Origin of the sequence: Bacillus cereus group sp. MYBK195-1 (assembly GCF_051916605.1) — a bacterium.
Classification (GTDB): Bacteria; Bacillota; Bacilli; order Bacillales; family Bacillaceae_G; genus Bacillus_A; species Bacillus_A cereus.
In genome coordinates this window covers 181,825-201,337 of the sequence record NZ_JBQAGZ010000006.1, presented here as the reverse complement: position 1 = coordinate 201,337, position 19,513 = coordinate 181,825, and the positions used below count along the sequence as shown (strand labels likewise).

Sequence of the window (19,513 nt, the reverse complement as noted above, 5' to 3'; positions counted from 1 at the left end):
TTATATTCTATGTAGCTTACATAGTTAATCACTGTTGCGATGGTTTGTTGAATAAATTATTCCGCAACATTTTTCAATTGTAGTATTTGACCTTTTTCTACGTCCCTTGAAGAAAAGATGTTCAAAATCACTTACTGAATATAGTCATACAGATTTTTCGCTAACAATAAACAAGTCACTGTAATGAAAAGGGCACGAACATACCCACTTCCTTTTTTTATAGCAAATTTGGAGCCAACGACTCCTCCAGCAATTTGAGCAATCCCCATTATAAAACCATACGCATAGTTTACTTGCCCTACATACATAAACATCAACAATGCACCAACATTACTTCCTAAATTAAGAAACTTCGCATTACCTGCGGCTTTTAAAAAATCATACCCAATAAATAAAAGTGCGAACATTAAAAACGAACCTGTTCCAGGACCTAGAAATCCATCATAAAAACCAATAGCAAAAACAATGAAAGTAAAAATAATGACGTGTCGACCAGACAATTTCTTATGAGTAGAAATACTACCCCAATCCTTTTTGAATATCGTATAAATAGCGACCGCACCAAGCATAATTAACATCAATGGCTTCAGTACTTCTGGATTCATTAAATGAACAGTCCATGCCCCTATTATGGAACCTATGAAAGTGAGCGGAACTAATTTAAACGCCGATTTCAAATCAAGATTACCAGAACGGTAAAACACAATATTACTAGTTGCACTTCCCATTGTCGACGCTAGTTTATTCGTAGCTACTGCACTTGCTGGATTCAGTCCTGTAAATAATAAAGCTGGTAAAGCAATGAGTCCACCACCGCCTACAACTGAATCAATAAATGCAGCTACAAATCCAAAAACAATCAAAATAATTAATATAGATGGGTCTAAATACAAATCCATACTAGTAGCCTCCCCTTTAGTCACTATTGTAATAGTAACTACCAATTTGCTAAATGTAAAGAGTTATTGTAACGTTGAAATATAAAAGCAAACATCGGAGGACGAAAAAGTGGACTACATAGTACAACAGCTTAAAAAAATTGGTTTTAATGAATATGAAGCTAAATCTTATGTATCTCTTGTGAAACAGGGGCCTGTCACAGCCTACCAAGTGAGTAAGGATTCAGGGGTCCCAAGAGCGCGAATTTATGAGATTTTAGGTAACCTTGTAGAAAAAGGAATTGTCATGAAGGAAGAAATAAATGACACCACTCGCTATTCACCTCTACCTGTTGAAATCTTTTTACAGAAAGCTCAATCAGAATGGCAGTCTACTTATGAAGGAATAAGTGATTCATTAAAAAAACTAGAAACTTCCGAGGAAAAAACGGATAATCGAGTAATTACTTTAAAAGACAATCAAGCAATCATTAGCTATTGTCAGGCATTAATAAAAAAAGCAGAACGACGTATTGTCATTTCAATGTGGGATGAGATGTATGAAGCGTTAAAAGAAGATCTATCTGAAGTAGCTGATAAAGTTACAATACAAGGTATTACCCTGCATGTTGAAAATCCAATTAAAAATCTAGAAGCTCATCGTATCACACCTTATACAGAAACTCTGTCTACAGAACATTGGTTTATTTTATCGATAGATTCTAAAGAGATGATTTACGGACCATCAATTGAAGAGCGTAATATTGCTTTTTATACAGATGATCCCGTTCATATATACTTACTAGAAGATTATGTATGGCATGATGTTTTAGTAAATCGACTTGTCCGACGTAGCCAAGACGACTTGCAGCAATGGATTACTGCAGAGAGAAAGTCTTTCTTTATGGGGAAATAAGAAGCATATTGAAAGAATCAAAAAATAAAGCATAAGTGACTGAAATAGAACACTTATGCTTTATTTTATTTGCAAAGTGATGCTCCAGCCTTTTCACTATTTCCCCTCCACAAACCGCCCAAACTCTTTCAAAAATCTCAGCTTAAAACTCCCCACAGGTCCATTCCGATGCTTTGCCACATGAATCTCCGTCATCTCTTTCTGCATCGTTTCCTTATCGTAATAATCCTCGCGATACATAAGCATAATGACATCCGCATCTTGCTCAATTTGTCCGGTCTCTCTTAAATCAGATAATAGCGGACGCTTATCTTGTCGTGACTCTACAGAACGAGATAACTGTGATAACGCTACTACACAAACATTTAATTCACGTGCTAATAACTTAAGCTTACGAGAAATCTCACTAATTTCTTGAAATCGATTGCCCTTATGCTTCGGATCGCCCGTAATAAGCTGCAAGTAATCTACAATAATTAAAATCTTTTTATCACCGTGCTTCCTCTTTAACTTACGAGTTTGCATCCAAATATCTTGCACTGTAACGCCTGCATTGTCGTAAATCTCAAATGGCAACTCACCAATCTCCGCAAACGCTTTACTTACCTTCTCCCAATCTTCCATCGCAAAACGATGCTTCGGATTTTTCAGCCTACCTCCTGACACTTCACCTATGCAAGAAGCCATCCTTTTTAACAATTGCTTACTACTCATCTCTAACGAAAACAATCCAACCGCCACTCCAGACTTCGCCGCATGCAATCCAACATTTAGCGCAAACGCAGTCTTCCCCATAGAAGGACGCGCACCAAGGACGACAAAGTCACCTTCCTGCAATCCGCACGTCATTTTATTTAACGATGTATAACCAGTCTCAATACCAGTAATCTCTTTCACATCTTGATGAAGCTCCTCATATAAACCAACTAACGCATCTTTCAAATCAAACTCACATACAGAATCTTTCTCCTCTAACTCACAAAGTGCCGTAATCGTCTCACCGATAACTTTCTCACTCTTCTCCGCAATAAGACGCTCTCCCATCTTGTGCCCGAGAACACCAGCCTGATACATTTTCCACGCACCTCGAACAAGCCCCTCATAATAAGAGAAGTTGGCAGTTGTAGGCACACCATCCATTAGCCCTATAAAATACTCCATTCCCCCGATCCCCTCTAAAAACTTCGGATCTACCCGAGAAATGAACGTCACAAGATCAATCGGTTGCCCCTCTCCTTCCATTTTTCGCATTAACTGAAATATAGACTTATGTACTGGTATAGAAAAATACTGCTCCGTCAAACGGCACTCCTTAATAAGCTCTCCATCAATTAATAGAGAACCTAACACCGTCTTCTCCGCCTCCACATTTTGAATACTCATGGCCGCCACCCGCGCTCCGCTAAAAAGCGCTGCAACTCTTCTTCAGACGGCGCATTCTTCTCCCACTCCTCACACCTCGCCAAAAACTCCTCCGTCTCCCCCGTACTAACAGACGACTCCTTCTTCCTAAAGCTCGCCGTATCCGCCTCAACCTCAGAAACTTTCGTAAACCCTTTCCCGTGCCACCCACGCAGAATCCCCTTCACATAAGCAATCGTCCGCTTATTATTCTCAAACGCAATTTGAAGAGCCTTCAGCACAAGCTCCTCCGACAAATCATCCATCCACGCACTCAGTTCCTCCACCGCAAAAGGAGACAAACTACCGAAATGTTGCTCATAAAAAGAAAACACACGACTTCCCGTTTCTTCCTCTATAACCTCTTCTTCCGCCTCTGTCTCCTCACAAACTGGCTCAACATCATCCACAGCCAAATCACTCGGCATACCGAAATGCGCTAAAAGCATCGGAACATTCAGCTCCTCCTCAGCGCACTTCTGAAGAAACATATGTACAAACTCCTTATTCTTCACACCCTTCAGCTCACGAAGCACACACTTCTCCACATTCGTATTCGTCACAGGGTTATAACGAAGCCAATTCAAAACGAATAACTCCCGTGTATCCGCATCATACAGAATCTTCCCATAATCAATGAAGCGCTGCACAAGCTTATCAACAGTCTCCCGATTATAACCCGTCTCCATCTCAGCTAACCGCTTCGGAAAAGGAAAAATTCCGCACTGCGTCGTCTTCGAACAAGTTAACAAATACACATAAAAATACCGCTCCTCCGGCGTCAAATCCAAAACAAAATCATCCTGCCAAAAATTCACCTGTACAGTACGATACACCGCCATCAAAGTTCCTCCCGTCTCCGTTCAAAAGTAAAAGCCCCTTCATAATATATATGGGGGACTGGCCGGGTTTTTGGCGTGTTATTTTAAATTTTTTTTGACTACTACTACTACGGTGTTTGTTGTTGTTTTTGTTTTTGTTTTTGTTGTGTTTTTTCTTAGTGATTTATTACTTGGTAGGGGCTTGTAAGGGGCTTAGGAGGGGTTAGTTATCGGTTACTTCGATTAGAAAGACCCCTCTCCACATTCTGCTTAAACCAATTAAATGAATCCACAAATCTAATAAAAAACATATTAAATTCCAATAAAAAAGACCATATCAAAAGCATACTCCGATGTCATTTTGATACAGCCCCATCTATATTCGCTTAATAATTTTAGAAACATAAAGATATTAAAAAATTAATATACCTACAAAACATTACCTTCCTTTATATAATCATAGATCTTATTATCAATTGATTTCTCCATAATCATATTCATCGTAACGACCGGCAATTCTTTTCCATTTTTATCTTGCATTTCAGTTTGTTCTACACTTGCTTTATCAGGTTTCGCTTTTCCTAAATAGTAAAAGTCGCTTCCCTCGTCATCATCTTTTTTCACAAAAATATGGACATCAATATTATTTTGTTTAGCATCAATAATTGTTTGAACTTCCTTTGATTTTAATGTTCTATTACTTCTTGTATACCATTTAAGAACATCTTGATTAAGGAATTCATCACCATAATTCACACTCGATTCTACCTCATCGTTTTTATGATATGTGACAAATATTGGGCAAGTACCGTATTTGGTTTTATAGCCATACATAGTTGAAGTCTCATCAATGTGCCAATTTAAAAGTTTACATGCATCTTTTCTTGAGTATTTTTTATATATAGTAAGGTTACTATCACACTCATAGTTTTTGTTCTTTTCTTTCGCACTTTTAATGATGTCCATTACCATGTACTTGAAGTATTCATTCTGTTCTAAACTTTCTCGGATTAGATCATTAAACATGTACTTATTATCTTCTTGTAACGCGAGAATTGGCTTTTCACCATATTTTTTCTGGTTATTCTGTGTGAAAAACGATAACTCAAAAACCCGCTGCACAGAAGTAATCGTAGCATCATCTGTTAAGCAATTAGATTCTTCAAGTTGTTTTATATACTCATCCTTATCAACTTTTTCTTGCTTTAATAATAAGTCTAACAAAACGATTTCGTTTTTACGTTTTCCATTCAATACTTCCAATGAAAACATCGTTAAAACTTTATTTTCGTACTCTGTTAATGCAGGGACATCTTCTTTCATTTTCAATAAGAACTGATGATAGTTCGCATATCCTTCTGCAAGTACAACTGGATCAATAGAGTGGTTTACTATAAAGTCATATAGATATGGAGTTCTTCCTATTCTATTTTTCAACTCAGCAAAAGCTTCCTTCAATACTTTCATAGCTGTTAAATTGCTATTATTAATCGCTCTAAAGATCTGCTTTTTCGCTATCTCTTCAAAGTTAACTGTTGAAATACCTTTAATATAACTCGTGTCATTTGTATATCTACGTATATTATCTTTATTTTGTGATCTATCTCCTGAAAGGGCAATCGGAATTAAATAGTTATTTTTATAGTTTCCAATAAAATCAATAATCGTAACAAAATCTTTCGAATCGTGTTTTCGAAGTCCACGCCCCAGTTGCTGTATAAAGATAATACTTGATTGAGTTTGTCTTAACATGACAACTTGATTAACACTTGGAATATCAATTCCTTCATTAAAAATATCTACTGTTAAAATATAATCCAGTATGCCATTTTCTAATTGATTCACCCGCAGTTCTCTTTCCTCTTGGGAATGATCGCCGGTTAATGCAAATGTGCGAAAACCTCTATTATTTAAGGCATATGATAATTTTTCTGCCTCATCTTTTCGGCTGCAAAACATTAATCCTGTTACTTTCTCACCAGAATAACCATAGTATTTTACTTTTTCAACTACATGATCCACTCGCTCTTCCGTAACAAGTTTAGATAAAGCAGTAGTGTCATCTATCTTTTCACCATTATATTCAAAATCAGTTACTCCAAAATAATGAAAAGGACAAAGCATATCTTCTTCAAGTGCTTCTTGCAATCGAATTTCATAAGCAATATTGTAATCAAATAGCTCATAAATATTAAAATTGTCTGTACGTTCAGGCGTAGCAGTCATTCCCATTAAAAATTTCGGTTTAAAATAATCAATAACCCTATGATAAGAACTAGCACCAGCTTTATGAACTTCATCTATTAAAATATAATCGAATAGCTCAGGTTCAAATTGGTGTAAAGTGTCCTCTTTTGAAATAGTTTGGATCGTCGCAAATAAATATTTAGCATGTACTTGCTTATTTGATCCTGATAAAATCCCAAAATCCTCATCGGCTCCACCAAGAACTTTTTGAAAATCTGATTTCGCTTTATTTAATATTTGCTCTCGATGAACAATAAATAACATCCGTTTAGGCGCAAAATTTCTGACATCAAATGCTGAAAGATATGTCTTACCCGTTCCTGTTGCGGAAATAACTAAGCCTTTTTCTTCTCCAGCTTCTCGAATAGCTTGTATTTCTTTTAATGCAGCTTGTTGCATTTTATTTGGCGTAATTTTCAACGCTTCTTCAATTGCATTATGATATTGACCCGGTAATTCTATAACTCGATCTAGCAACTTAGTTTCTGCAACTTGTTCATATATTGTTTCGTAATTTGCAATCAACTCTTCAGTTAATACTTGAGAATGCTCCCAGACTTCTTCAAATTGATTTTTAAAATGTTGAACAATCTCTCCATCTTCATGCGATGTTAACTTGACGTTCCATTCATAGTTTACCTTCAAAGCATGTGCAGTCAGATTTGAACTACCAACTATTAATGAACAATGTGTTTGATTATCAAATATGTATCCCTTTGAATGAAAACCAGATAAGTTTGTTAATCTTACTTCTACATTTTCAAGTTTCATTAATTCTCTAAACACTTTTGGTGTATTAAAATTTAAGAATGTAGATGTTAATATACGTCCTTTAACTCCTTTTTGTTTAAGATCAAGGAAATGCGATTTTAAAGTCGCCAGCCCACTTTCCGTAATAAAAGCTACTGAGAAAATAAAGGCTGTACTATTTTCAAGCTCTTCCAACAATGAGCTTAAAACATTTTCATTTTTCTTCGTATTGTTTACTAATAATTTAGGCTTATATATTCCAGGATGATTATGTTTTTGATTAATAAATCCTTTATATAAAGACCCTTCTAACTTTTGAATGAAATTCTCCATATGATCACCATTTATGACAAATTTTTATACTAATTGTATTACTCACTGATTTAAAGTGCAAATTTATTACAATAAAAAAACTATCCGCATAAAACGAATAGTTTTTAATCAAATTACTTTACAATCGATTCTTTTGATAATTTCTCAATAGTTGGGATATCCGCAGGTGCCCATTCTAAAGCTGCTAGTTCATTCGGATATAACCATTTAATTGCTACGTGCTCAGTTAGAACTGGACTTCCTTCAACAAGTTTACAATAGAAAGTTTTCAAATGAACAATACCAAAATCATACTCATAGGCTGTATAATCAATTTGCTCACCAATCTGCACGCTACAATGCATTTCTTCATCAATTTCACGCTTTAACGCCTCTTGAGGTGTTTCTCCCTCTTCTATTTTCCCACCTGGAAATTCCCACATAAGAGGTAGCGATTTAGATGGTCCTCTTTGTGCACATAAAATTTTCTCATCTTGAACAATTACTGCTCCAACAACATAAATATTTTTCTTCATTATATCCTCCTTAAATCTCACAGAAACTCTATACTTTATGTTTCCACACTTTATAGACTGAAAAATGCCTTTTATATCTTTAAACGACTAATATATTTTTAATCAGTAAGCTAGATTTTATCTATCCCTATCTAGCCCTTTTAATGCAATTAGCCTAACACTCTCATCTCTTTTATATTATATAGAAGTAACTACAAAAATAAAGCCTGATTGAATACTTCCCTCTTACGCCTCTTTTTTCAACATTTCCTCATACCTAAAATCACATTGCTCCAACAACATCCTACTCTCCCCACTATCCTTATAATAAGAATTCCAACCCCGCTCCCTCAAAATCCCCTTCCAACTATCACTCTCCACCATCCTCTTAATCACACCATCCCAATAAGCAACCTCTTCCTCCGTCATATCTTTCGGGCCCATAATTCCTTTCCAGTGCTGGAAGATGACGTTGATTCCTTGTTCTTTCCAGGTTGGGATTTCTGGTAGTCGGTCTAAGCGTTTTGGTGCGGATACGGCTAGTATTTTTATTTTGCCGGATTTGTATTGTTTTTCGGCTTCGGATAGGGTCATGGTTGCGGCGCTGATTTGTTTGTTCGTTAGGGCGTTTATGATTTTTTCTTTGTTTTCGTAGACGAAGAATTGTAGTTCGGCTGGGTTTATGCCGAAGGCTTTGCTTACTTGTACGAAGGATAGGTGATCGTCGTTTCCTAGGCCGGGGGCAACGCCGATTTTGAAGTTTTTCTTGTCTTGTTTTAGTTGTTCCATTAGTTGATTTGCGTTTTCTATGTTTGATTCTTTTGATACGACAACAACTTCCCAGTCCGATGCGAGTGTTGCGAGTGGTGTGAAGTCTTTATATGTTAGTTTACTGTGGCCTAGTAGGTTGTTCGTTATGAGTAAGCTTGAGTTAATCGCCAGTACGTGACCACCTTTTTGTTTCGTATATTTCCATCCGACATCACCGCTGCCACCTACTTTATTTGTGACTGTGATTGGTTTTGTGAAGATTTTTTCTTCTGTGAGCGTTTTTTGCATCGCCCGCGCTGTTAAGTCCCATCCTGCTCCTTGAACGTTCGGCGCAACGATTTCTACTTTGTCGATGTTCACTGTATTCGTATGGGATTTTTCCGAGGAACAACCAGCTATTACTCCTGTCATGATCCATATACATAGTAATAATCGTTTTTTCATAGTCCTCGTCCTATTCGGTACTTTCGTTCTGGTCGTCCGATAATACCGTATGTGTACTCTACTGTGCATTCGCCGGTCGCTACTAAGTATTCTAAATATCTTCTTGCGGTTGTTCTGGAGGCACCCATTTGTTCTCCCATTTCTTCTATTGTAATGCCCTCTTCGAACCCTTTTATAATCCCCTTCACTTTTTGTAGTGTTAACGGATCCACACCTGTCGGTAAGTTTTTTATATCTTGTGTTTGCGAAATGCCGAAGAAGTTATCGATGAGTGCTTGATTCACTTCATTGTTACTATGTAATAATTGCTTCTTTCTTTTATAGTCTTCAATTGTGCGAACGAATTTTTCTAACGTGACCGGTTTTATAAGGTAGTTACTTACGCCGTTTCGAATTGCCTTTTCTAGCATATGGTTTTCATTTGCCGCAGTAACCATAATGACGTCAACGTTTGGAAAGTCTGCATGAATTTTCGGTAATAAGTCTGTGCCAATTCCGTCTGGTAAATAATTATCTAATAGAAGCAAATCGATTTCTTCCCTTTGTAGTAGTTCCATCGTTTCTTTCGCATTCAATGCTTTTCCAATCACTTTTACGTCCTTTATTTTTAATAAAAACTCTTCCTGAATTTGTGCGACGCGGAAATCATCTTCTGCAATTGCAACCTTCAACATATGCCCATCCCCCTGTTTGTCATGTACTTTCTCTCAATGTTTTCGGAAGATAAATTGTAAAAATCGCTCCCCCATTTTTCTCGTTTTGAATTTCAATTGTTCCCCCTAGTACATCTACCATTTCTTTCACGTTTGGTAGTCCGTAACCACGATCATTTCCTTTCGTTGAAAACCCTTTTTGAAAAATGGTCGTAATTTTTTCTGCCGGTATCCCTGCTCCACTATCTATCACTTCAAACACAATGTCGTGTCCAATATCCGTAACGAAAAAGGAAACACTCTTTTCCTCTCGTTCACTCACCGCATCAAATGCATTATCGATTATGTTTCCAAGGATCGTAATAAGGTGTGAAACTTTTATATGGTCTGGTAACGGATGAAGCGCACTATCTCCTTCAATATGAAAATCAATTTTCTTCTCAGATGCTGTTCCGATTTTTCCTAATAAAATAGCTTGTACTTTTGCATCATGAATTTGATGGAATAAAATATGATTTTGGCTTTGATGAATATTAGATTCTTGCTGGATAAATTCAATCGCTTCTTTGTAATGTCCTAACTGAAGTAATCCTGATAAGACGAAAAGTTTATTTGTAAATTCATGTGTTTGAGCGCGTAAGTCCTCTGAATACTTTCTTACCTCAGATATTGTGTTCACAAGGTTTTGCAGTTCTGTTTTATCTCTAAAACTACATACAACGCCTACCGTACTGTTATTTTCAAGTATCGGTGTCCTATTTAAAATAAACACTTTATCTTGAAACGCGATTTCTTGATCGTTTTCTAGCACTCTCTCCATATTAAATTCCGGTAAAACTTTTGAAATGTGCTGTTGCATATAATCATCATGTACATGCAGCATTTCCTCTGCTGATGTGTTCATCATCGTAATAAAACCATTTTGATCAATGGCGATAATCCCTTCTTTTATAGATAATAATATCGCGCTTCGTTCCCGGTATAGCGCTGCAATTTCATTCGGCTCTAAACCGAGTGTATCTTTCCGAATGCTACGTGCTAAAAGAATGCCGCCAACAATGCCGGCTAGTAATACAGCTAAGGAAAAGAGTATAATTTCTTTCGTTCTGCCCAGTATGTTAGATTCAATACCTTTTATTGAAAACTCTACTGTCACAATACCCACGACTTGATCGTAGTCTCCGTTATGAACAATAATAGGCGCCTTCGCCATTAAAGCAGGACCACTTTCACCATTTCCTTCAAGCGTATAATAGCCACCAAAAGTGAGTGCCTCATAGTTATATGGATTGTTACTCTTTGTGCCAATTAACTCCGAATTAGAATGGGAATAAGTCACCCCAAAGCGATCTTCTATAATGACAGTATCTGCGCCAGCTTGCTCACGAACTTGTTCCGCAATAGATTGAATCGTACTTTTATGCTCATTATGTTGAAAAGCATCTTTTATAGCTGGCATAAAAGAGAGCGACTTCGCAGTTTGCAGGGCTAACTGCTCCACTTGGCGCTTCGTATCAACGGACTGAATGTAAACAAATATTCCCGCTAATAGGAGAACGACAAATAAAATTAACGCGATAATTAAGCTTACTATTTTAGTTTGTAATGACACTTTGCGTGATTTCTTCATACTTCATATCCTTTGATAAAATATTCAAAACTATCAATCTCCTTTTTCTATTATTATGACAAAACGAATAATGAAGCAACTATTAAAACTCTCCATGTACATAAAGTACAAAAAGAATAATATTGTCATAATATTGAGATTTTATTCTACAGACAGTACAATCCAACTATAATGAACGCGCTTTCATATTTATCATTTTATTACTAAGCAAGAGGAGGAATGATTATGGCTCAAGCAAAATCTAATCGAGTCGCCGGCAATATTTTCAAAGGTTCTGTCGGCAATTTAATTGAATGGTACGATTGGTACGTTTACTCTGCTTTCGCTGTTTACTTCTCAGCAGAGTTCTTTCCTAAAGGAGATCCGACGAGTCAGTTACTCAACACAGCAGCTATTTTCGCAGTTGGGTTTTTAATGCGCCCTATCGGAAGTTTATTAATGGGACGCTATGCAGATCGGCACGGACGCCGGGCAGCATTAACACTTTCGATTACGGTTATGGCCGGTGGTTCTTTAATTATCGCCTGTACACCTAGTTACGAAAGTATCGGTATTATGGCACCAATTATTTTAGTTCTTGCCCGTTTACTACAAGGATTATCACTTGGCGGAGAGTACGGAACTTCTGCCACATATTTATCTGAAATGGCTAGTAGTGGTCGCCGCGGCTTTTATTCAAGTTTCCAATATGTAACGCTCGTTGCTGGGCAAATGGTTGCGTTAGGCGTTCAAATTGTTCTTCAGCAATTGCTAAGCGAACCCGATATGAAAGCTTGGGGCTGGCGCATTCCGTTCATTATTGGAGCGATGGGCGCAGTAGCTGTATTATGGCTTCGCCGCACGATGGATGAGTCGGAGCAGTTCGCAAACATAAAATCACAAAAACGCGAAAGTGCAGGAACCGTTCGCGTGCTTATGAAACACCCGAAAGCAGTATTAACAGTAGTCGGCCTAACACTAGGAGGCACTGTCGCATTCTATACGTACACAACATATTTACAAAAATTCATGGTAAACACAGTCGGTCTTCCGAAAGAAGTTGTAAGCTGGATTAACTTTGTCGCACTACTTATTTTCGTCGTACTTCAGCCAATTGCAGGGCTATTATCCGATAAAATTGGACGTCGCCCACTATTAATGGCATTCGGTATTCTCGGAACATTACTAACAGCACCGATCTTCTTCTTCATGGAAAAAACGACAGAACCAATGGTAGCATTTTTACTTATGATGGTCGGCCTTATTATCGTTACTGGTTACACATCGATTAACGCAATTGTAAAAGCAGAGCTCTTCCCAACTGAAATTCGCGCACTAGGCGTAGGCTTACCATATGCTCTAACCGTTGCGATATTTGGCGGAACAGCTGAGTTCATCGCATTATGGCTAAAGAGTATCGGAATGGAATCACTATTCTACTTCTACGTAGCTGGATGTATTGCGATAAGCTTTATTACGTATTGGCGTATGGATGAGTCATCAAAGACTTCGCAGATTGAGGCGGAGCTTGGTGGTGGGGACAATTTAGTTAATAATAAATCTAGTTAAAATGATGTATTCTATAATCTTCGTTTATCTGAACTCGATTTACTTTATCTAAGAAGGCATAATTCATTAAGATATAATTTAAAAACCTCTACTTATATGTAGGGGTTTTTGTATGACGAAAAAACACGTATTATCGACAATTGCAAAAAGCCGGAGATTTTGCCAATGTAGAATCCATTGGTACTCACACCATGCGAAAAACCTTCGGCTATTGGTTCTATAAACAAACAAAAGATGTTGCTATGTTACAAGAAATTCTTAACCATAGCACACCACACATCCCCCTGAAATATATTGGAATTAATAAAGAAGAAAAAGATAATATTCTTGATACATTTCAAATTTAATTCACTTAAAATTACTATTTCAATCATCATAAAAAAGACCTTTTATTTTAAAATAAAAGGTCTTTTTTATAAACATATATGTATTAAGATTTATATTTTTTTACTGTACAAGGAATAGTTACAATGTACAAATCTATAGCATAGATTGTAACACAGATACCTTTACCTTCAGCTTCTAACTTTTTATCTAGTTGAGACAAATGCTCTGAAACTTTTCTTTTTCCCCATCTTCTAGGAAACCATTGAAAAACCTTAGGAACATTATATTTTTTATTATACCAAGTATTCAATCTCCCAAAAATGAAAAAAAACAAAACAATAATTATAATACGAAAAATATCAGAATATGAAATTCCTAAAACCATATTATATTTTCTCCATTTCCACCAAAACTCAGATAATTTACTTCTTAATTCTAATTCATCCTCTGTTTCGAAACCCTTAAATAATAAATGAATTATTTGATTATGATTAAAAAACACATTATATTCTTTTGATAAATTACCATGAGGATATGGACAAGAAACATAATCGCATAATTTATTATCAGCTTGTTGTTGCTTTCTTCCATAAATCATAAGAGGTTGATTAATTTCTTCTATAAGAGCTACAGAACCAATTGGTAATAATTAGCCTCCAATTGGAAAATAAGGGACAAACAAGGACAATCTACTTAGCTACCCTAAGATTTTAATGGTTTAATATTTTGATTTTCAAGTTTGCCTTCACAAATTCCTGTTAACACTGATAATAAGAAAAACAGGCCGTAACGGGCGATCAATTTGATCATAAAGGTCATACGCTTCGCCAAGTGGAACATCCGAATCATGTGGTTGTTCACCCTGTAACAATTACTAACAGCGCGTAGAAAACATTTGGATAAATAAGAGGCAAATAAATGATTAAAAAGTTGTAACCCCTACTATAAGAAATACTATTATTACTAAAGGAAGAATGATAATCATAAAGGATATTATTATTGTTAATAATGCTTTCCATGCTGAAAATTGGTGTGCTTCTCCTAAACATTTTAAGGAAATAATGATTGTCCAAATTCCAATAACTATATCAATTATGGCAAAAATAAGAAACAAAATCGTTAAAGTTATGCTACTCTCCATTTTCGGTGTCTCACTCGTAAAGTTTTCTATCCCAAACAAGAAAAATGAAGGCACCCAAACTAATATAAGAGAGTAAACGTAAGGGATATAAGAATAGGCAACTGCGTAACGTGTTTTTTCAAAGGTACCTTGTCCACCAAGTTTTTTTGCCACCCAATTAAATAACGCTGGTAGCAAAAAATAATAAATTAAGAAAGCAACGAAGGTACCGAATATAACCATTGAGATTATTGAAACTGGACTACTTATTGAATCCCCCATATTTTTAGAAGATGCTCGATCTAAAGTCTGTACGAATGAGCCTAGTAAAATGAGTAAAAACACATTCTTTGGTTTGGATATAAAAATTTCTTTCATTGTATCACGTGGTTTTGTCCAAATGGAGAACCAAGGATTAAGCGCACGTTTAAATTGATTTTCTGGAGTTTCCATATAAAAAACATTCCCCTTCCTTAAAACATATTAAATATAAATCCCTAATTATCCCAATTATGTACATATAAATATTAAAGCATAAATAGTCGATTATTTAAATGTAAATAATCAATTATTTAATTTCATCTGAAACTTAGGGGGAGTGCTTCTTAGCAATTACCTCTATATTTTCTTACATTTTTAACTATGGGCTGATTAGTTACTTTCATTTTTGAGTACCTCACATTCTTTAATACACGGGATAAACAGCTATAATCTTATCATCAATAAGAACAAACCTAATTTCCATTCCTTCAGATGTTTTACCACAATATAATCTTCCACTTATACATCTTTTATTGCTATAAGCCTCGTAAATGGCTTCCATAAGAAGAATGCAATTATACACTTGAAATGCAACAAATCCTCTTTAAAAGCCTATACGTATTTTCCCTCCATCTTCTATATGCTTACGTAAATAATAATACTTATGGAGTTCTATAATCATATAAAACAAAGCAAACGAAAACACTGTGCATGCAGACATAAATACAATTGCCCCCATCTGTTGTGTTGCAATGCTAAGAATTATATTAGCAATTAACTGCCCCAATCCCGCTGCAATAGCTGCTACTTTTACACCACCAGTTCCTTTCGATGATTTTGATTTTTTTCTTGGTTCCTGAAGTTTTTCAATATGATTTTTATAAAAATGATACAAAGCGAAACTATACAAACCAAATGAAAGAATAAAATAGATGGGAGTTTGTAATTGTAACACTTCATAAGCATATTTTTGAGTTATAACTAATAATCCGACTGAACATATGGCGCCATATACTCCTCGAAATAGAGTGTATTGTAACTGTCGTTTCCGAGGATTGATAGCAATCCATATCGCCCACAAATTTAAAAAAATAACTGGAGGAGTTACTATATATACATAGAGTAATCGAAAAGGATTCGCAAAAGCAGGCAAAAGAACAAACACATCTGTCCCCAAAAGGACAAGACCAATTACGTGGACTCTTATTTCATTTACAGGATAAAGAGCCATATAATGTGCAAAAGCTTTCTTATTAAAATCTAGACTTTTTTTCATGTTAATTAAACCACCCCGCTACTGTTCCAATCAGTAAAAGTTTCATAACTATTCATTCTCTCCCCCTAAATTTATCCATAATATTATGAGCAACTATATTCCATAGTAAAGAAAGTACGGTAACAAAAAGTACAGCTAAAGAAAAATAAATCCTATCCTTCCATGTATCATGTACAATCATGCCTAGTATAATCATTATTAACGCACCAACACATATAACTATTTTTGAAAATTTTCGCATTCTATTATCTCGCTTCCTTCTCAAACTTAAATGAAACTCCTGCGGAATCTATAACCATACCCACCTATTACAATCTCACCTTTGGAACTTATATCATAATCACCTAATACAGGTATATAATTAGGTATCTTAATTTTAGTAATTTCCGCTTCATATGTTTGCAACACTATCAACGTTTCAAATGTCCTTTATACATTCCTTATTTAACCCCAAAACATTAAAATATGAATATTATAAAAATTAACTATCTACTTCCCATCAAAATTACGGTAATCCTATTAAGCCTGGGATTACTCCTTCTACCTTCGCCCATTCAAACGAGCACTCAACTAACATTTGATTCTTACACTTAATTCTTAATAAACCTTCTTCTATCGTATTTATTTCAAAATAATCAATTATATTTTCTGTCCCTAAACCTTTTATTGTTAAATTATGAATAGTAAAGAAAGATATCTCTACATAAATTACATCCCACTTATCCCATCTTTTTGGCTTGTTTTCAACATTTTCCTTTGTCATCAATTGAATAACTAAAGTAGGACCATCTCTTTTAAGACGCACATCTAATAACTCTGATTCTTCAAACTTTGGTATTTTCCCAAAAATACTAATTAACGCTTGTGGATTTAAAAATTTAAATTGATCAATCATTTTTATACTTCCTATTTTTTATTTCTCTTCTCAAAATAATAATGATCCTCCATACGATCTATCTGTCCTGTTCGTGTATTGTATTCAGGTCTTACATTATGATGCGGTGACTGATCTCCAATTCCACCTTCTCCAAACTTATGACCCTCTGAATGATCTTGATTGACCTTTTACTTCATATGTAAATTCTCGAGTTATAATAGGCTGTTTATTATCATTTAATATCCTTTTACCATTACTATCTGTTAATGGTACCATTTTTTGACTAATCGGGTGTTGAAATCTAGGTATATTTAATTGTCTTTTAATTTCTTTTAAACTAGCTCCCCTAGATTCATGAGAATTTTCCCCCTCAATCTTCTTAACTTTGAGATAATATTAAAAAGACTTATGCGTAATTCACATAAGTCTTACTTTTGTTACTCATAATTAATTATTCGTCCTCGTCTTCAAACTCATATAAGCTATCAAGTAATTCTGCAAAAGATGAACAAACAGGATAGATGGATTCTTCCATTTCTTCTTCCTCATGGTCCCAAAATACGACTGTTGGTGACTGAGGATTATTTCGGTAATCAAAGCATAGAAGGTTACCAAACGGGTCTCTAGCAAAAGGATATACTTTATCTACCAATCTATCTTTTATACTATTATATGTTTGCAGCATAGAAATTTTTCTCTCAGAGTCTAAGGTTAAAAGGTTATTAAGTGAATCTTCATCCTGATTAGGAATATTGAATGTATCTGGAGTAGGATAGCCACCATCATATTTCTTTACACACTCAATAAAATCATTAGGAAATTTAATACCAAAGTACTCTTCTAATTGTTCAATTTGTTCATCTGTAACTTTTTTCTCACTTACATTAATCCATGTAATGTTGTTCATAATTATAAACCGCCCTATCTTTTCCTCAAATTTTATATCCACCTGTATGACCAGTATCGTGATGTATCTGATAATCTACAAGTTGTATTCGACCAGGTTCCTGATTATGAAAGATTTAAAATTAATTCTGCTAAACTATCACAGATTACTTCGAAGCTTCCGCTTTCATAAGCTTCTAATTTTACTTGTCCATTTTCATTATCTACAACTACCAAGAGACCATTGAATTCCATACCAATAGGAATATTATTCAGTTGATTATCATGTGCGCCTTGGTACCCTTGTAAAGATACATAAAAATCATGCAGTTCAATTCCTGGTATAACAGAATTTAATTCAAAATCATAACCTAAATAATTACCTCCTAAGTCTAAAAACCAATAAGAATTATAATATTCTTTAATTGAATTATATAATTGTATCCCCAAATCTTTTTCTATATTAGAAAAATCATGAATTATATTTTTTTCTAACGGTTTCCAGAATACGTATCCCTCTATATCTGGTTCTCCTTCATAGATAAAAGCCTCTGCTTCTTCTATCCATAAAGATTTTGGCAATGAATTATTACAATCTTGCCACTCTCTAATTATTTTATCAAAACAATTTTTCATTTCATTTTTCATTTTTTTATTTACCGCCTAATGTATGATGTTCAATAAATTTCTGAAGCATTTCTACATATCCTGCATCTTTTCCCCCATGCTCCAATCGATTTTTCTGCGTTATGAATCCCTCCAAAACCAGGATGTAGTGGCAGCGGAACACCAACAGCTTGACCACCACCAATATGGTGATGGACTAATTTAGTTCCACGTAATCCAGTAAAATCATATTGTAGAAATTCCCCTCTAAATCGTTAAGGATTTAGAGGGGAATTTCTTTATCACATAAGTAATATCATTTCTTATTAAATTTACTGTGTATCAGTTCAAAGAATTTATTTGTACCAAGTGAAATTGCGCCAATAATAAGAACACCAATAATAAAATAAATCTTTTTAAATAAGTTGTAAGGAGATAAAATAGCAACTACAAGAAGTATTATAATTGCAACGAATGTGACTAATTTCCCAACTTTAAATGCTTGCATATCAGCTTTCCTCCTTCTGGATAAAAACAGCCAATATAGTCATACATCACAGGTTCTTTAACCATAAGTTTTTGTTTCCTTCCATAAATCACAATACTTAAAATTCAATAAACCTCTTTAAAAGGTTTCATGTGTTCTACCCCCATCTTCTATATGCTTCCTTAAATAATAGTACCTATGGAGTTCCATAATGAAATGAAACAACATAAACGAAAGCATGGAGTATACACACATTAATACAATTGCTACCATCTTTTGTGTTGCAAAACCAAGACTGATATTAGCAATGAGTTGACCCAATCCTACAAAAGCCACTACTCCAAAACCAGAGTTTTTTTTCAATGATTTTGATTTTTTGATTGATTCCTGAAGTTTTTTAATATGATTTTTATAATAATAATACAAAGCAAAAATATACAAACCAACCGAAAAAATAAAATAGATAGGAGTTTGTAATCCTAACATTCCATATGCAAACTTTTGGGTTATAACTAATAATCCTACTGAACATACGATGCCAAATACCCCACGAAATAGAGTGTATTGTAATTGCCGCTTCCTAGGATTTATAACAATCCATATTGCCCATACATTTAAAAAAGCAACTGGTGGAACTATTATGTACATATATATCGGTTGAACAGGATTCGCAAAAGCAGGCAAAAGCACAAATATATCTGCTATCCCAATCACAAGAGTAATTATAGTCGATCTTATATCATTTACAGCATAAAGAGCCATATAATATTCAAAAGCTTTTTTATTAA

Annotated in this window: 19 protein-coding genes and 5 pseudogenes; 3 read left to right on the top strand and 21 right to left on the bottom strand. The window is 35.0% G+C overall.

Features of this window, described 5'->3' with window-relative positions; translation table 11 throughout:
- Positions 1–131: 131 nt before the first annotated feature.
- On the bottom strand, positions 132–899 hold the full coding sequence (locus tag ACTFRY_RS22670; RefSeq protein WP_086424034.1) for a TSUP family transporter: 768 nt from the start codon (positions 897–899) through the stop codon (positions 132–134).
- A 109-nt stretch (positions 900–1,008) separates the two neighbouring features.
- Between ACTFRY_RS22670 and ACTFRY_RS22665 the strand changes: the two genes are divergently transcribed.
- Positions 1,009–1,794 carry a TrmB family transcriptional regulator gene (locus ACTFRY_RS22665; protein ID WP_086424033.1) on the top strand — a complete coding sequence of 262 codons (786 nt, stop codon included), beginning with the start codon at positions 1,009–1,011 and terminating at the stop codon, positions 1,792–1,794.
- A 96-nt stretch (positions 1,795–1,890) separates the two neighbouring features.
- On the opposite strand, the gene dnaB is transcribed toward ACTFRY_RS22665, so the two are convergent.
- The 7 genes from dnaB to ACTFRY_RS22630 form a co-directional block, all read right to left on the bottom strand.
- The gene (gene dnaB, locus ACTFRY_RS22660) at positions 1,891–3,177 is read right to left on the bottom strand and encodes a replicative DNA helicase (protein ID WP_136986316.1); all 1,287 of its coding nucleotides are present in this window, start codon (positions 3,175–3,177) and stop codon (positions 1,891–1,893) included.
- Entirely contained in the window at positions 3,174–4,037 is an 864-nt protein-coding gene (locus ACTFRY_RS22655) for a DnaD domain-containing protein (protein WP_086424031.1), read from the bottom strand. The genes dnaB and ACTFRY_RS22655 overlap by 4 nt, the downstream gene beginning before the upstream one ends.
- Before the next feature lie 408 nt (positions 4,038–4,445).
- Positions 4,446–7,346, bottom strand: coding sequence for a DUF3427 domain-containing protein (locus ACTFRY_RS22650; RefSeq protein WP_086424030.1), 2,901 nt, complete (start codon positions 7,344–7,346; stop codon positions 4,446–4,448).
- Between the two features lie 113 nt (positions 7,347–7,459).
- Positions 7,460–7,861 carry a (deoxy)nucleoside triphosphate pyrophosphohydrolase gene (locus ACTFRY_RS22645; RefSeq protein WP_000739608.1) on the bottom strand — a complete coding sequence of 134 codons (402 nt, stop codon included), beginning with the start codon at positions 7,859–7,861 and terminating at the stop codon, positions 7,460–7,462.
- 225 nt (positions 7,862–8,086) lie between these two features.
- Positions 8,087–9,055 carry a tripartite tricarboxylate transporter substrate binding protein gene (locus tag ACTFRY_RS22640; protein WP_086424029.1) on the bottom strand — a complete coding sequence of 323 codons (969 nt, stop codon included), beginning with the start codon at positions 9,053–9,055 and terminating at the stop codon, positions 8,087–8,089.
- Positions 9,052–9,729, bottom strand: coding sequence for a response regulator (locus ACTFRY_RS22635; RefSeq protein WP_000921522.1), 678 nt, complete (start codon positions 9,727–9,729; stop codon positions 9,052–9,054). The genes ACTFRY_RS22640 and ACTFRY_RS22635 overlap by 4 nt, the downstream gene beginning before the upstream one ends.
- Positions 9,730–9,748: 19 nt before the next feature.
- The gene (locus ACTFRY_RS22630) at positions 9,749–11,338 is read right to left on the bottom strand and encodes an ATP-binding protein (RefSeq protein ID WP_086424028.1); all 1,590 of its coding nucleotides are present in this window, start codon (positions 11,336–11,338) and stop codon (positions 9,749–9,751) included.
- Between the two features lie 225 nt (positions 11,339–11,563).
- Between ACTFRY_RS22630 and ACTFRY_RS22625 the strand changes: the two genes are divergently transcribed.
- Complete coding sequence (locus ACTFRY_RS22625) at positions 11,564–12,886, top strand: MFS transporter (RefSeq protein WP_098616943.1); 1,323 nt, start codon at positions 11,564–11,566, stop codon at positions 12,884–12,886.
- Between the two features lie 131 nt (positions 12,887–13,017).
- A pseudogene (locus ACTFRY_RS22620) lies at positions 13,018–13,233 on the top strand (tyrosine-type recombinase/integrase); the annotation flags it as partial.
- Between the two features lie 83 nt (positions 13,234–13,316).
- On the opposite strand, the gene ACTFRY_RS22615 reads toward ACTFRY_RS22620, so the two are convergent.
- From ACTFRY_RS22615 to ACTFRY_RS22555, 13 genes and pseudogenes are all read right to left on the bottom strand, one after another.
- Positions 13,317–13,598 (bottom strand): hypothetical protein, encoded by a 282-nt coding sequence (locus ACTFRY_RS22615; protein WP_213018050.1) that lies wholly within the window; start codon positions 13,596–13,598, stop codon positions 13,317–13,319.
- Positions 13,599–13,622: 24 nt separating this feature from the next.
- A pseudogene (locus ACTFRY_RS22610) lies at positions 13,623–13,811 on the bottom strand (DUF4176 domain-containing protein); the annotation flags it as partial.
- Positions 13,812–14,135: 324 nt separating this feature from the next.
- Positions 14,136–14,786, bottom strand: coding sequence for a Yip1 family protein (locus ACTFRY_RS22605; RefSeq protein WP_000449724.1), 651 nt, complete (start codon positions 14,784–14,786; stop codon positions 14,136–14,138).
- A gap of 412 nt (positions 14,787–15,198) precedes the next feature.
- Positions 15,199–15,870, bottom strand: coding sequence for a hypothetical protein (locus tag ACTFRY_RS22600; RefSeq protein ID WP_086424025.1), 672 nt, complete (start codon positions 15,868–15,870; stop codon positions 15,199–15,201).
- A gap of 505 nt (positions 15,871–16,375) precedes the next feature.
- A complete protein-coding gene (locus ACTFRY_RS22595; protein ID WP_016078029.1) occupies positions 16,376–16,765 on the bottom strand; it encodes an immunity 50 family protein in 390 nt (129 codons plus the stop codon).
- A gap of 11 nt (positions 16,766–16,776) precedes the next feature.
- Complete coding sequence (locus tag ACTFRY_RS22590; RefSeq protein WP_227593432.1) at positions 16,777–16,887, bottom strand: HNH/endonuclease VII fold putative polymorphic toxin; 111 nt, start codon at positions 16,885–16,887, stop codon at positions 16,777–16,779.
- 311 nt (positions 16,888–17,198) lie between these two features.
- The gene (locus ACTFRY_RS22585; protein ID WP_001060032.1) at positions 17,199–17,654 is read right to left on the bottom strand and encodes an SMI1/KNR4 family protein; all 456 of its coding nucleotides are present in this window, start codon (positions 17,652–17,654) and stop codon (positions 17,199–17,201) included.
- A gap of 25 nt (positions 17,655–17,679) precedes the next feature.
- Positions 17,680–17,763: pseudogene (locus ACTFRY_RS22580) on the bottom strand (HNH endonuclease); the annotation flags it as partial.
- Entirely contained in the window at positions 17,759–18,280 is a 522-nt protein-coding gene (locus ACTFRY_RS22575) for a SecY-interacting protein Syd (RefSeq protein WP_000787238.1), read from the bottom strand. The pseudogene ACTFRY_RS22580 and the gene ACTFRY_RS22575, both read right to left, overlap by 5 nt.
- A 29-nt stretch (positions 18,281–18,309) precedes the next feature.
- A pseudogene (locus ACTFRY_RS22570) lies at positions 18,310–18,450 on the bottom strand (hypothetical protein); the annotation flags it as partial.
- Between the two features lie 104 nt (positions 18,451–18,554).
- The gene (locus tag ACTFRY_RS22565) at positions 18,555–18,746 is read right to left on the bottom strand and encodes a hypothetical protein (protein WP_001147554.1); all 192 of its coding nucleotides are present in this window, start codon (positions 18,744–18,746) and stop codon (positions 18,555–18,557) included.
- An 11-nt stretch (positions 18,747–18,757) separates the two neighbouring features.
- Positions 18,758–18,850, bottom strand: a pseudogene (locus tag ACTFRY_RS22560) (DUF4176 domain-containing protein); the annotation flags it as partial.
- A gap of 13 nt (positions 18,851–18,863) precedes the next feature.
- Positions 18,864–19,487 carry a hypothetical protein gene (locus tag ACTFRY_RS22555; protein ID WP_141541491.1) on the bottom strand — a complete coding sequence of 208 codons (624 nt, stop codon included), beginning with the start codon at positions 19,485–19,487 and terminating at the stop codon, positions 18,864–18,866.
- Positions 19,488–19,513: the final 26 nt, after the last annotated feature.